The following is a 12,482-nucleotide window of genomic DNA, read 5'->3' as shown; positions in this document are numbered from 1 at the left end:
GGCAAGGAGGCCGACACGTGTCAGCAGCAACCGAGATCCCCGCAGCCATCCCCAACCCGACGGGCATGGAACCGAAGCGCCAACGGCGCAAGGGCGGACTCAACGCCGAGCACGGCCGGTGGGCCGTGTACCTCATCGGCCCGACGATCCTGCTCCTCGCGATCGTCATCGGCTACCCGGTCGTCAGCGCGATCATCCAGTCGTTCCAGCTCGACCAGGGCCTCGACAAGGCCACCGGCCTGTTCGTGCAGGGCGGGTTCGCCGGCATCACGAACTACGTGCACTGGCTCGGCCAGCAGTGCGGCAACGTCACCTGCCCGCCCGGCAGCCTCGGTTCCCAGTTCTGGGTGTCGATGGGCAACACGTTCTTCTTCACGGTCGTCACCGTGGCGTTCGAGACGGCCATCGGCGTGTGGATGGCGATCATCATGAACCGCAACTTCACGGGCCGCGCGCTCGTCCGCGCCGCGATCCTGGTGCCGTGGGCGATCCCGACGGCCGTCACCGCGAAGCTCTGGTACTTCATCTTCGACGCGAACGGCGTCCTGAACCACGTCCTCGGGCAGCAGATCCTCTGGACGAGCGGCGAATGGGCGTCCCGGTGGGCGGTCATCATCGCCGACACCTGGAAGACCACGCCGTTCATGGCACTGCTCATCCTGGCGGGGCTCCAGCTGATCCCGGAGGAGGTCTACGAGGCCGGCAAGATGGACGGCGCGTCGACGTTCCAGCGCTTCGTGCTCATCACCCTGCCGCTCATCAAGCCCGCGCTGATGGTCGCGATCCTGTTCCGCGTGCTCGACGCGCTGCGCATGTACGACCTGCCCGCGATCCTCACCGGCGGTGGCGGTGGTTCCGGCAACGCCACCACGACCCTGTCGATCCTGGTCGTCGAACAGATCCGGCAGGGCTTCAACTCCGCGTCGGCCCTGTCGACCATCACCTTCCTGGTGATCTTCATCGTGGCGTTCGTCTTCGTCCGGTTCCTCGGCGCCAACGTCGTGCAAACGCAGGCCGCCCAGCAGAAGGGTGAACTCAAGTGACCCTCGCAGCAGACCGCCCCCGGTCCACCGCAGCAGCACGCGACCGCGCCGTCGACCGCGCCGACGTCCGGGTCCGCCGCGACACCGGCCCCCGCATCCGCACGGCCGTGCAGGCGATCGTCATCGCCGTGTGGTGCCTCCTGCCGTTCTACTGGATGGTGGTGACGAGCTTCCGCGACGTCGGGTTCACGTTCGACGCCACCCCGTGGCCGACGCACGTCACGCTCGACAACTACGCGACCGCGTTCTCCACGTCGCTCGGCAACCACCTCGGGCGGGCGCTCGCCAACAGCCTGCTCATCGGCGGCGTCGTGACGATCATCGCCCTGCTCGTCGGCACCACGGCGGCGTACGCCCTGGCCCGACTCGAGTTCGGCGGCAAGTCGCTCATCGCCGGCGCGATCCTGGCGGCGTCGATGTTCCCGGGCGTCGCGCTCATCTCCCCGCTGTTCCAGCTCTTCACGGACATCGGGTGGATGGGCACCTACCAGGCGCTCATCCTGCCGAGCATCTCGTTCGTGCTGCCACTGACGGTCTACACGCTCGCGTCGTTCTTCCGCGAGATGCCGTGGGACCTCGAGGAAGCAGCGCGCATCGACGGCTGCACCCGCGTGCAGGCGTTCCGGCGGATCATCCTGCCCCTCGCCGCCCCCGCGGTGTTCACGACGGCGATCCTGGCGTTCATCTCCAGCTGGAACGAGTACCTGATCTCCTCGCAGCTCTCGAGCGACGCGACGCAGCCGGTGACCGTGGCGATCGCCTCGTTCGCCGGGTCGCAGCCGCACCAGGAGCCGTACACGGCCGTGATGGCGGCGGGCACGATCGTCACGATCCCGCTCGTCATCCTGGTCCTCATCTTCCAGCGACGCATCGTGGCCGGCCTCACCGCCGGTGGCGTGAAGGGGTGACGACCATGGCACAGCGCGGACCCACCCGGCCCACGGCCCGGATCGACGAGGCGATCGGCTTCGTCGGCATGTTCGGCATCCTGTTCCTCGGTGCCACGGTGTTCTGCGAGTTCACCGGTCGCCCGGCTCTCGGGTGGGCGCTCACCCTGCTGGTGTGCGTGCTCGGGGTCGTGGCGCTCGACCGGTGGCGGGTCGCGGTCCTCCGCCGCCACGCGGTCGTCGACCGGGCCACCGACGGCATCGGTGCCGCTCCTGCCGTCGCCCCCGTCCGCACCGCTCGCGGCGACGACACCCGTCGTCAGCCACAGCCCTCGGCGGACGGGCGGGTGCACCAGCACAGCGGGTGGGACGAGCTCGCACCGGCCGGTCGTCGTGCACCGCACCGGGCGCGCCGGACCGCAGCGGCCGTCGCGCACACCGCCCCCGGCACTGCAGCCGACCGTCCGGCGGGCGTGACACACGGTACGGACGGCTGACGGGCCTCCCGGGTCGCATCGATGGGGATCCAGGAGATCGCGACCGTCACGGGACTGTCGAAGTCCACGGTGTCGCGAGCGCTGCGCGGCATGGAGAACGTGGCGGAGACCACGATCGACGAGGTCCGTCGGGTCGCCGACGAGCTCGGGTACGTCCCGAGCTCGGCGGCGGCCGGCCTCGCCACCGGGCGGCAGCGCGCCGTGGGCGTCGTCGTCCCGGTGATCGACCGGTGGTTCTACGTCAAGGCACTCGGCGGCGTCGACGCGGAACTCCGTCGGGCCGGGTACGACCTCGTGCTCTACAACCTGGGCGGGCCGGGCGGCGACCGCGACCGGGCGTTCCGACGCTCGATGCTGCGGCACCGTGTCGACGCTCTGGTCCTGCTGTCCCTGGTGCTCGACGCGACCGAGCGTGCCGAGCTCGAACTCACCCGTCACCCGATGATCGTCATCGGCGGACCCGCACCGGGCCTGCGGAACATCGGGGTCGACGACCGAGCCGTCACCCGGATCGCGGTCGACCACCTGTGCGGACTCGGGCACCGACGGGTTGCCTACGTCGGCGGGCAGGACGAGGCCGGCATGAACGTGGCGGTGCCGCACCTGCGGCGGGACGGGTTCGTCGACGCGATGCGGGCTGCCGGACACGCGGTGCCGGACCGGTGGCTGCTCGACGGACGGTTCTCGTTCGCCGGAGGGCTGGCGGCGGGGAACGCGCTGTTCGGCGGGAGCATGGTCGCGGGTGCGGCGGGCGTCGGGCTCGATCGCCCGACCGCGGTGTTGTGCGCATCGGACGAGATGGCGCTCGGGGTGCTCCTCGCCGCCGGGCAGGCCGGGTTGTCGGTGCCGGGGGACGTCTCCGTGATCGGGATCGACGGCCACGAGTACGGCGCCACCGTGGGCCTGACGACCGTGGCACAGGACCCGGAGGCGCAGGGGCGGGCAGCGGCGCGGGCAGTGCTGGCCGAGGTCGACGGCGGCGCTGCCGGAGCGATCGTCGCGGCGCCGGCGCACCTGGTGGTGCGGGGGACGACGGGGCCGCCGCCGGGGTGAGGGTGTGTGGTGGTGCGTGGGCGGGATCGACTCGGAACGACGTTCCCGATGTCGTACGACAACGGGAACGTCGTTCCGAGTCGGCGCAGGCCGAGTCGGCCCACGCCCGCCGCGGGTAGCGTCGCCCGCATGGAGGTCACGAAGTTCGAACACGCCTGCCAGATCCTGTCGGACGGCGACGCCCGCCTGGTGCTCGACCCGGGCAACTTCACCCGCCCCGTCGACGCGACCGGGGTCGTCGCGGTCGTCGTCACCCACGAGCACCCCGACCACGTCACGCCCGAGCAGCTGCACCGGGTCCTCGCCGCCAACCCCGACGCCGTCGTGTTCGGTCCCGAGGGCGTCCGTGCGGCGCTCGACGACTCCGGCATCGCGGTCGAGGTCGTCACCGACGGCGACCACCGCACCGTCGGCCCGTTCGAGCTCGACTTCCACGGCACGCGGCACCAGCTCATGCACTCCTCGGTGCCGATCGTCGACAACACCGGCGTGCTCGTGAACCGCACGCTCTTCCACCCCGGCGACTCGTACACCGACCCGGGCGTCCCCGTCGAGGTCCTCGCCGCACCCGTCGGTGCCCCGTGGCTCAAGGTCGCCGAGATGATGGACTACGTCGCCGCGATCGCCCCGGCCCGTGCCTACCCGATCCACGAGGCCACGCTCTCCGACGTCGGGTACGGCATGCACACCGGTCGGCTGCGCGAGGCGCTCACCCCGCACGGCGTGCTCGAGATCCTGCGGCCGGGGGAGTCCCTCACGATCTGAACGGGCGGGACCGCGCCGTGGTCGCTTCGTGAGCAGAATTGGTCGGGTGGGACCGACCGACGCGACCATTCCTGCTCACGAAGCGCGGCTCCGGACGTGCGCGCGGTCGGACGGGAGGCCCGTGGCGGGCCGCCACGCGCCTCCCGTCCGAGGGGCGGTCGCGTCCACGGCCACGCAACGGATGCGTGTGCAGGTTGCGACAGAACGCGCGTCGTTCGACCGGTGTTCCGTCGGAATCTGCACGTGCAACGAGCGCCGTATGCCGGGCGCGGCATGACGGCACACCCGGGCGACACGCCTCGTTTTGGCGCGATGCGCGGCTTGTGCAATACTTGTCGAGTTGTCGGAACGGCCCCATCGTATAGCGGCCTAGTACGCTGCCCTCTCACGGCGGTAACGCGGGTTCGAATCCCGCTGGGGTCACCACAGGTGACATGCTCCGAGTCCGACAACAGCCGCGGCCCCATCGTATAGCGGCCTAGTACGCTGCCCTCTCACGGCGGTAACGCGGGTTCGAATCCCGCTGGGGTCACCAGCACCACGAAACCCCCGACGAGCTCCGGCTCGCCGGGGGTTTCGTCGTCGTGTGCCAGGCTGCTTCCGTGTCCAGTGCCGTCCAGCTCATCCGGTCCGCAGCGCTCAGCCACGTCGCGGAGTACGCCGACGCGTCCTCCGTGGCGGCCGGGACACGGCTCGTGTTCCTCGCGGGTGCCTGTCCGCTCGACGAGCACGGCGCGACGGTCGCCGTCGGTGACGTGGCCGGGCAGGCCGCGCAGTGCATCGCGAACCTGCGGACGGCGCTCGCAGCCGCCGGCGCGGGTGTCGACGACCTCGTCCAGACGCGGGTGCTCGTCGCGACGACCGAGCAGCAGGACCTCGTCGCGGCCTGGAACGTCGTCCGCGCCGCGATGGGAGACCACGACGTGCCGAGCACGCTGCTCGGCGTGACCGTGCTCGGCTACGACGACCAGCTCGTCGAGGTCGAGGCGATCGCCGCCGTCGCCGCCGACTGAGCAGTACGCTGGACGGGTCGTCAGACCCGGCAGTGGGGCCTGCCGGACCCAACCGCGCACGAGGCGCCAACGGTCCCTATCCCGAGAACACCGCACGCGCGGAGACGATCCGGCGTGCTCGGCGATAGGAGTACCGATGACCGATGCGCGACCGCTGCACCTCCGCTGGCGCTTCCTCGCCCTCGTCGCGCTCGGCGGTGCGATCGGGACCGCGATCCGCGCACTGCTCGCCGAGGCGTTCCCCGGCCACGACGGCATCAGCTGGGTGATCCTCGTGATCAACGTCGTCGGGGCCTTCTGTCTCGGGCTCCTGCTCGAGGCGCTCGCGCTGCGAGGCCCCGACGTCGGCGGCCGCCGAACGCTCCGGCTGTTCGTCGGTACCGGCGTGCTCGGCGGCTTCACGACGTACAGCACGCTCGCCGACGACACCGCGCAGCTGCTCGACGCCGGCCGGTGGGGTGCGGGCAGCGGGTACGCACTGCTGTCCGTGGTCCTCGGGCTCGGCGCCGTCGCCCTCGGGATCGGGCTTGCCGGGCGGTTCCGACCGGCGTCGACCGGCCCGGACGGAGGCGCGTCGTGAACCCGCTCGACCTGCTGCTCGTCGCCGTCGGCGGGGGAGTCGGAGCCGCGCTCCGGTTCCTGCTCGACGGACTCGTCAAGACGCGCACGTCCCGTTCGCGGACTGCCGGGTTCCCGATCGGGACCGTGCTCATCAACGTGTCCGGATCGCTCGTCCTCGGCCTGCTCACCGGCCTCGGGCAGTCCGGCGCGATCCCGCTCCCGGCGGTCGCGGTGCTCGGGACGGGCATGATGGGTGGGTACACGACGTTCTCGACGGCGAGCGTCGAGACCGTCCAGCTCCTCCGATCCGGCAAGCCCCGGCTCGCCGTCCTGCACGGCCTCGGGATGCTCGTCGTCTCGGTCGGCGCAGCTGCGCTCGGCCTCTGGATCGGAAGGAACTCATGACCTCGGAACGCCCCGGCGAACTCGTCCTCGTCCGTCACGGAGAGACGGAGTGGTCGAAGAGCGGGCAGCACACCGGCCGCACCGACATCCCGCTGACGGACAACGGTGTCGAGCAGGCGAAGCGCGCCGGCCGGTACCTGGCCGACCGCTCGTTCGCGTTGGCCCTGTCGAGTCCGCTGCAGCGTGCCCGCGACACCGCGCACCTGATCGGCGTCGACCCCGAGCTCGACGAGGACCTGTACGAGTGGGACTACGGCGCGTACGAGGGGCTCACCACCCCGCAGATCAAGGTGCTGCGCCACGGGCCGTGGGACCTCTGGACCGACGGAGTACCTGCCGGTGACACACCCGGTGAGAACGCCGCCGAGGTCCGGGTCCGCGTCGAGCGCATCCTGAACCGCGCTCGTCCGGTGCTCGCCGAGGGGCAGGACGCCGTGTTCATCGCGCACGGCCACGTGCTGCGTGCCCTCGGCGCCGCGTGGATCCGGCTCGCGCCGCAGGACGGTGCCGTGCTGAAGCTCGGCACCGCCTCGGTCAGCGTCCTCGGCTACGAGCACGGCCGCCCGGTCATCGACGCCTGGAACATCCAGCCCCGCGACTGACGCGCCCGTTCCCTCCCCGAACGCGCGCGATGGTGGGTGGAATCGGGCATACCTGGTCAGAAGAAACGACCAGGTGTGCCCGGAACGACCAGGTACTCAGACCGTACGGATCGCGCTCGTGGCGCCGAGGGCACGGCCGCGCCGCCGCTCGATCGCGCGCCCCACGAACAGCAGCCCGACGCTGACGAGCGCACCGAGGGTGGTCTGCGCGACCCGGTCGAGCGCGAGGAGCTCCGGGGCCTCGGGCAGGCTCAGCCACGACACGGCGAGGGCGAGCGGCGTCAGGAACAGCAGGCAGACGGCGTAGTTCCGGGCGACGAAGATCTCCGCGAAGAACTGCCCCACGACGGCGATGACGACGATCCACCACGCCGACGGCTCGAGCAGCAGGATCCCGACGGCGATCACGGTGCCGCCGATCGTGCCGATGAAGCGCTGGAACGCCCGGATCACGGTGTGCCGCTGGCGGAGGGCCGGAAGGGTCGACACCACCGCGATGACGGCCCAGTACGGGTGCCCGAGCCAGGGGATGGTCGACGCCACCGCGCCGGCGACGAGGGACCCCACGACGTTGAGCGCCACGGTCTCCCACAGCGCGGCCGTGCGGAGGATGCCGAAGCCGCGCTCCTTGAGCGGCGCCAGGGGCCGGAACCGGTGCGGGGCGCGCGGGTGCCACACGTGCCGGATGACGAACCCGGACATCGCGACGAGCCACGCCCAGACGACCGAGCAGACGATGATCGTCGCGACGAGCGGGACGTCCGCGGGCCTGAGCGGCACGAGGGCGGAGACCACGAACGCGAACACGGGGAAGATCGGCTGCGCGGGGATCGTCCGCAGGGTCGACAGGGTGCAGACCGCGATGACGAGCACCACGACGAGTCCGGCCGCCTGCAACCAGAGCGGGGAACCGAGCAGGGCGACGCCGATGCCCGCGAACATGCACAGGGTCTGCAGCGCACCCGCGACGCCGGTGGTGACGGCGCGCTGCCGGTAGGGCTCGGTCGCCCCGAAGATCGCGGTGAAGCCGGCGAACATCGCGAACGCGGCGTAGCCCGGCATCCCGAGGGCGATGAGCAGCGCCAGTGGTGCACCGCCCGCGATCGCTGCGCGTGCCGCGCCCTCGAGGTTGATCGTCCGGGTCGAGTGCGCAGGTGTCGTCATGTCCCGACCATCTTCCCACCGCGACGGGTGTCGTCGAGTCGCCACGGGCCTCCCGGTCGACCGCCGCACCACGCGGCGAACGCGACGACGCGTTGGTATACCAATGGTAGAGTCGCCTGATCGTGCCGCGGTCGCGGCGCAACGACGAGAACGAGGGAGTCGAGCTCATGGGTAGGACGCTCGCCGAGAAGGTGTGGGACGACCACGTCGTGGTCAAGGGTGAGGACGGCAACCCGGACCTCCTCTACATCGACCTCCACCTCGTGCACGAGGTCACGAGCCCGCAGGCGTTCGACGGCCTGCGCCAGGCCGGCCGCCCGGTGCGCCGGCTGGACCTGACGATCGCGACCGAGGACCACAACACCCCGACGCTCGCCATCGACCGCCCCATCGCGGACCCGACGAGTCGGATCCAGATCGAGACCCTGCGCCGCAACTGCGAGGAGTTCGGGGTCCGCCTGCACTCCCTCGGCGACAAGGAGCAGGGGATCGTGCACGTCGTCGGCCCGCAGCTCGGCCTGACGATGCCCGGCATCACCGTCGTCTGCGGCGACTCGCACACCAGCACCCACGGGGCGTTCGGCGCGATGGCGTTCGGCATCGGCACCTCCGAGGTCGAGCACGTGCTGGCGACGCAGACCCTGCCGCTGAAGCCCTTCAAGACGATGGCGATCACGGTCGAGGGCACGCTGCGTCCGGGCGTGACCGCGAAGGACATCATCCTGGCGGTCATCGCGAAGATCGGCACCGGCGGCGGACAGGGCTACGTGCTCGAGTACCGCGGTTCCGCGATCCGTGCGCTCTCGATGGAGGGCCGGATGACGATCTGCAACATGTCGATCGAGGCCGGAGCCCGCGCCGGCATGGTCGCCCCCGACCAGATCACCTACGACTACGTCCAGGGCCGTGACCACGCCCCGACCGGTTCCGACTGGGACGACGCCGTCGCGTACTGGGACACCCTGGCGACCGACGACGACGCCGTGTTCGACGCCGAGGTCTTCATCGACGCGGACGAGCTCGAGCCCTTCGTCACCTGGGGCACCAACCCCGGCCAGGGTGTCTCGCTGTCCGAGAGCGTGCCCGACCCCGCCAGCTACAGCGACCCGAACGACCAGGCCGCCGCGCAGCGGGCCCTCGACTACATGGACATCGCCGCCGGCACCCCGATGAAGGACATCGCCGTCGACGCGGTCTTCATGGGCTCGTGCACGAACTCGCGCATCGAGGACCTGCGGGCGTTCGCGTCGATCATCCAGGGCCGCAAGAAGGCCGACGGCGTCCGGGTCATGGTCGTGCCGGGGTCCGCCCGCGTCCGGCTCGAGGCCGAGGCCGAGGGGCTCGACGTCGTGATCAAGGAGTTCGGCGCCGAGTGGCGGTTCGCCGGCTGCTCGATGTGCCTCGGCATGAACCCCGACCAGCTCGCACCGGGGGAGCGCTGCGCGAGCACGTCGAACCGCAACTTCGAGGGGCGCCAGGGCAAGGGTGGGCGCACCCACCTGGTGTCGCCGCTCGTCGCCGCCGCCACCGCGATCCGCGGCACGCTGTCCAGCCCGTGGGACCTGGAGAACTCCGAAGCGAACACCGTCCTGGAAGGGGCAGTCTGATGGACAAGATCACCACCGTCACCGGCATCGCCGCCCCGCTCAAGCGGTCGAACGTCGACACCGACCAGATCATCCCAGCGGTCTACCTCAAGCGCGTCACGAAGACCGGCTTCGAGGACGCCCTGTTCTCCGGCTGGCGGCAGGACCCCGCGTTCGTGCTGAACCAGCCCGAGTACCAGGGCGCGAAGGTGCTCGTCGCCGGTCCCGACTTCGGTACCGGTTCGTCGCGCGAGCACGCGGTGTGGGCGCTCCGCGACTTCGGCTTCGCGGTCGTGGTCTCGCCCCGGTTCGCCGACATCTTCAAGGGCAACGCGGGCAAGCAGGGCCTCGTCACCGCGATCGTGACCGAATCGGAAGTCGAGCGGCTCTGGGCCGAGATCGAGCGGAACCCGGGGGTGTCGGCGACCGTGGACCTGGTGGCGCAGCGCGTGTCGCTCGGGGATGTGGACGTCCCCTTCGAGATCGACGCTTACACTCGTTGGCGGTTGATGGAAGGGCTCGACGACATCGGGCTCACCCTCCGTGACGAGACCTCGATCACGGAGTTCGAATCCCGCCGCTCCAGTTGGCGGCCGAAGACATTGCCGGTGAAGTAGTGAACTCTCTCGTACAGGACGCAGCGGCCGCAGGGGCGCGCGTGGGCCTCAAGTCGGACGAGATCGTCATCCGCGGGGGCAAGCCGCTCGTGGGGCGCATCGAGGTCCGCGGGGCGAAGAACCTCGCGACCAAGGCCATGGTGGCGTCGCTGCTCGGTGACACCCCGTCGATCCTCAAGGACGTCCCGGACATCTCCGACGTCAAGGTCGTCCGTGGGCTGCTCGAGGTGCACGGCGTGCGCATCACCGATCCTGCACGAGGCGAGCTCATCCTCGACCCGGCCAACGTCGAGTCGGCGCACTTCGCCGAGATCGACGCCCACGCCGGCTCGAGCCGCATCCCGATCCTGTTCTGCGGCCCGCTGCTGCACAAGCTCGGTGAGGCGTTCATCCCCGACCTCGGTGGCTGCCGCATCGGCGACCGCCCGATCGACTTCCACCTCGACGCGCTCCGCGCCATGGGTGCCGTCGTCGACAAGCAGGTCAACGGCATCCACCTGACGGCTCCGAACGGGCTGAAGGGCGCGTCCATCGAGCTGCCGTACCCGAGCGTCGGCGCGACCGAGCAGGTCCTGCTGTCGTCCGTCCTGGCGACCGGCGTCACGGAGCTGCGGAACGCGGCGATCGAACCCGAGATCATGGACCTCATCGCGATCCTGCAGAAGATGGGCGCGATCGTGTCCGTCGAGCCGAACCGCGTGATCTTCATCGAGGGCGTCGAGTCGCTGCGCGGCTACACGCACCGTGCGATCAACGACCGCAACGAGGCAGCCAGCTGGGCCTCCGCTGCGCTCGCCACCGACGGCGACATCTTCGTCGAGGGGGCGAACCAGCAGGAGCTCATGACGTTCCTCAACGTCTTCCGCAAGGTCGGCGGCGGCTTCGACGTGCAAGAGGACGGCATCCGCTTCTACCGTGAGCGCGACACCCTCAAGCCCGTCGTCATCGAGACCGACGTGCACCCCGGCTTCATGACCGACTGGCAGCAGCCGCTCGTCGTGGCGCTGACCCAGGCCGAGGGGCAGAGCATCGTGCACGAGACCGTGTACGAGAACCGCTTCGGCTTCACCGACGCACTGAACGAGATGGGCGCCGACATCGTCGTCCACAAGGAGGGGCTGCCCGGGCACGACCGCCGTGTCGCCCGTCGCCCGTTCGAGCAGGCCGCGGTCATCACCGGTCCGACGACGCTGCACGCGGCGAACGTCCGGGTCCCCGACCTCCGCGGTGGCTTCAGCCACCTCATCGCGGCGCTGACCGCCGACGGCGAGTCCCACATCACCAACGTCGGCATCATCAGCCGCGGCTACGAGCACTTCATCCCGAAGCTGCGGAAGCTGGGCGCCGACTTCGACTTCGCGGGTTAGTCGCGGTGTCGGTTCCGCAGCCGGGTGACGGTCCGTCGCGTCCGGGTGACGGCCCGTCGCGTCCGGGTGACGGCCCGTCGCGCCAGGGCGATGGCCGGGAGGCCCGTGGTGCGTCCGCCGTGCAGGTCGCGACCGGCCTGCCGGTGCGTGGACGGCGTTGGAAGCGCGGGGAGCTCAACCCCGCGTTCCGCATCGTGGCGTCGATCGTCATCCCGACGTTCCGGTTCTCGTCGAACTACCACTGGTACGGCCCGAACCGCCTGCCGGCGGACGGTGCCTTCGTGCTCGCGCCGAACCACTTCACGAACATCGACCCGCTGGTCGTCGGCACCGCCGTCTACATCAGTCGGCGGGCCCCGCGGTTCCTGGCCAAGGCCTCGCTGTTCAAGGTGCCCGTCTTCGGCAAGCTCATGTCCGGCATGGGCCAGATCCCGGTCGAGCGCTCCGGCCGCACCCGGTTGAGCGACCCGCTCGGTGGCGGGCGATCGCTCATCGAGCAGGGCGGGGCGATCATCGTCTACCCCGAGGGCACGCTCACCCGCGACCCCGACCTGTGGCCGATGCGCGGCAAGACCGGTGCGGTCCGCATCGCGCTCGAGAACGACGTGCCGCTGATCCCGATGGCCCACTGGGGCACGCAGGGCATCATGGCGCGCTACTCGAACAAGCTCCGCCTGTTCCCGCGGTCGCGCGTGGACGTCATCGTCGGCGACCCCGTCGACCTGTCCGCCTACCGTGGCCGGCCGATCGACCAGCAGATGCTGACCGAGGCCACCGACCTGCTCATGCAGCGCATCACGGCGCTGCTCGAGCAGCTCCGTGGTGAGCCGGCCCCGAAGACCCGCTGGGACCCAGCGGCGAACAACCAGAAGGAGACCGGCCGGTTTGAGTGACCTCCGCCCGCACGACGATCGTCCCGACC

General features: G+C 70.6%; 14 protein-coding genes and 2 tRNA genes. 15 read left to right on the top strand and 1 reads right to left on the bottom strand.

Translation table 11 applies throughout. From position 1 onward, the window contains the following. Positions 1 to 65 precede the first annotated feature (65 nt). From ITJ60_RS11450 to ITJ60_RS11400, 11 genes are all read left to right on the top strand, one after another. Positions 66 to 1,043, top strand: coding sequence for a carbohydrate ABC transporter permease (locus ITJ60_RS11450; protein WP_194648030.1), 978 nt, complete (start codon positions 66 to 68; stop codon positions 1,041 to 1,043). Then, the gene (locus tag ITJ60_RS11445; RefSeq protein WP_123339855.1) at positions 1,040 to 1,951 is read left to right on the top strand and encodes a carbohydrate ABC transporter permease; all 912 of its coding nucleotides are present in this window, start codon (positions 1,040 to 1,042) and stop codon (positions 1,949 to 1,951) included. Before ITJ60_RS11450 ends, ITJ60_RS11445 begins: the two co-directional genes overlap by 4 nt. A gap of 5 nt (positions 1,952 to 1,956) precedes the next feature. Further along, the gene (locus ITJ60_RS11440; protein ID WP_194647969.1) at positions 1,957 to 2,427 is read left to right on the top strand and encodes a hypothetical protein; all 471 of its coding nucleotides are present in this window, start codon (positions 1,957 to 1,959) and stop codon (positions 2,425 to 2,427) included. 21 nt (positions 2,428 to 2,448) lie between these two features. After that, positions 2,449 to 3,480, top strand: a complete 1,032-nt coding sequence (locus tag ITJ60_RS11435) for a LacI family DNA-binding transcriptional regulator (protein WP_194647968.1) — start codon at positions 2,449 to 2,451, stop codon at positions 3,478 to 3,480. Positions 3,481 to 3,609: 129 nt separating this feature from the next. Continuing rightward, positions 3,610 to 4,245: an MBL fold metallo-hydrolase gene (locus ITJ60_RS11430; RefSeq protein ID WP_194647967.1), complete on the top strand. Its 636-nt coding sequence runs from the start codon at positions 3,610 to 3,612 to the stop codon at positions 4,243 to 4,245. 350 nt (positions 4,246 to 4,595) lie between these two features. Beyond that, positions 4,596 to 4,671: transfer RNA gene (locus tag ITJ60_RS11425), tRNA-Glu, on the top strand. 33 nt (positions 4,672 to 4,704) lie between these two features. Next, positions 4,705 to 4,780, top strand: a tRNA-Glu gene (locus ITJ60_RS11420). Positions 4,781 to 4,847: 67 nt separating this feature from the next. After that, the gene (locus ITJ60_RS11415) at positions 4,848 to 5,258 is read left to right on the top strand and encodes a RidA family protein (protein WP_194647966.1); all 411 of its coding nucleotides are present in this window, start codon (positions 4,848 to 4,850) and stop codon (positions 5,256 to 5,258) included. A 136-nt stretch (positions 5,259 to 5,394) separates the two neighbouring features. After that, entirely contained in the window at positions 5,395 to 5,838 is a 444-nt protein-coding gene (locus ITJ60_RS11410; protein WP_194647965.1) for a fluoride efflux transporter FluC, read from the top strand. After that, a complete protein-coding gene (gene crcB, locus ITJ60_RS11405) occupies positions 5,835 to 6,224 on the top strand; it encodes a fluoride efflux transporter CrcB (protein ID WP_194647964.1) in 390 nt (129 codons plus the stop codon). Before ITJ60_RS11410 ends, crcB begins: the two co-directional genes overlap by 4 nt. After that, positions 6,221 to 6,826, top strand: a complete 606-nt coding sequence (locus ITJ60_RS11400) for a histidine phosphatase family protein (protein WP_123339850.1) — start codon at positions 6,221 to 6,223, stop codon at positions 6,824 to 6,826. The genes crcB and ITJ60_RS11400 overlap by 4 nt, the downstream gene beginning before the upstream one ends. A 96-nt stretch (positions 6,827 to 6,922) precedes the next feature. Here the strand turns inward: ITJ60_RS11400 and ITJ60_RS11395 are convergent, their stop codons facing one another. Continuing rightward, complete coding sequence (locus ITJ60_RS11395) at positions 6,923 to 7,990, bottom strand: FUSC family protein (protein WP_194647963.1); 1,068 nt, start codon at positions 7,988 to 7,990, stop codon at positions 6,923 to 6,925. 167 nt (positions 7,991 to 8,157) lie between these two features. Between ITJ60_RS11395 and leuC the strand changes: the two genes are divergently transcribed. Genes leuC through ITJ60_RS11375 form a run of 4 tightly spaced genes read left to right on the top strand, consistent with a single transcriptional unit; the run spans position 8,158 to position 12,453 of the window. Next, positions 8,158 to 9,597 carry a 3-isopropylmalate dehydratase large subunit gene (leuC, locus tag ITJ60_RS11390; RefSeq protein ID WP_194647962.1) on the top strand — a complete coding sequence of 480 codons (1,440 nt, stop codon included), beginning with the start codon at positions 8,158 to 8,160 and terminating at the stop codon, positions 9,595 to 9,597. Further along, a complete protein-coding gene (gene leuD / locus ITJ60_RS11385; protein ID WP_194647961.1) occupies positions 9,597 to 10,193 on the top strand; it encodes a 3-isopropylmalate dehydratase small subunit in 597 nt (198 codons plus the stop codon). The genes leuC and leuD overlap by 1 nt, the downstream gene beginning before the upstream one ends. Beyond that, a complete protein-coding gene (gene murA, locus ITJ60_RS11380; RefSeq protein WP_123294811.1) occupies positions 10,193 to 11,560 on the top strand; it encodes a UDP-N-acetylglucosamine 1-carboxyvinyltransferase in 1,368 nt (455 codons plus the stop codon). The genes leuD and murA overlap by 1 nt, the downstream gene beginning before the upstream one ends. 5 nt (positions 11,561 to 11,565) lie before the next feature. Next, entirely contained in the window at positions 11,566 to 12,453 is an 888-nt protein-coding gene (locus ITJ60_RS11375; RefSeq protein WP_323749158.1) for a lysophospholipid acyltransferase family protein, read from the top strand. Positions 12,454 to 12,482 lie beyond the last annotated feature (29 nt).

The sequence above is a fragment of the Curtobacterium sp. VKM Ac-2884 genome (assembly GCF_015350945.1).
GTDB lineage: Bacteria > Actinomycetota > Actinomycetes > Actinomycetales > Microbacteriaceae > Curtobacterium.
This window is presented reverse-complemented; position numbering and strand designations above follow the sequence as displayed.

Bases quoted from the DNA above. Each gene is read 5' to 3' on its own strand.
- ITJ60_RS11450 (WP_194648030.1), top strand. From the start codon at position 66: ATGGAACCGAAGCGCCAACGGCGCAAGGGCGGACTCAACGCCGAGCAC.
- ITJ60_RS11440 (WP_194647969.1), top strand. From the start codon at position 1,957: ATGGCACAGCGCGGACCCACCCGGCCCACGGCCCGGATCGACGAGGCG.
- ITJ60_RS11435 (WP_194647968.1), top strand. From the start codon at position 2,449: ATGGGGATCCAGGAGATCGCGACCGTCACGGGACTGTCGAAGTCCACG.
- ITJ60_RS11430 (WP_194647967.1), top strand. From the start codon at position 3,610: ATGGAGGTCACGAAGTTCGAACACGCCTGCCAGATCCTGTCGGACGGC.
- ITJ60_RS11410 (WP_194647965.1), top strand. From the start codon at position 5,395: ATGACCGATGCGCGACCGCTGCACCTCCGCTGGCGCTTCCTCGCCCTC.
- ITJ60_RS11400 (WP_123339850.1), top strand. From the start codon at position 6,221: ATGACCTCGGAACGCCCCGGCGAACTCGTCCTCGTCCGTCACGGAGAG.
- ITJ60_RS11395 (WP_194647963.1), bottom strand. From the start codon at position 7,990: ATGACGACACCTGCGCACTCGACCCGGACGATCAACCTCGAGGGCGCG.
- leuC (WP_194647962.1), top strand. From the start codon at position 8,158: ATGGGTAGGACGCTCGCCGAGAAGGTGTGGGACGACCACGTCGTGGTC.
- leuD (WP_194647961.1), top strand. From the start codon at position 9,597: ATGGACAAGATCACCACCGTCACCGGCATCGCCGCCCCGCTCAAGCGG.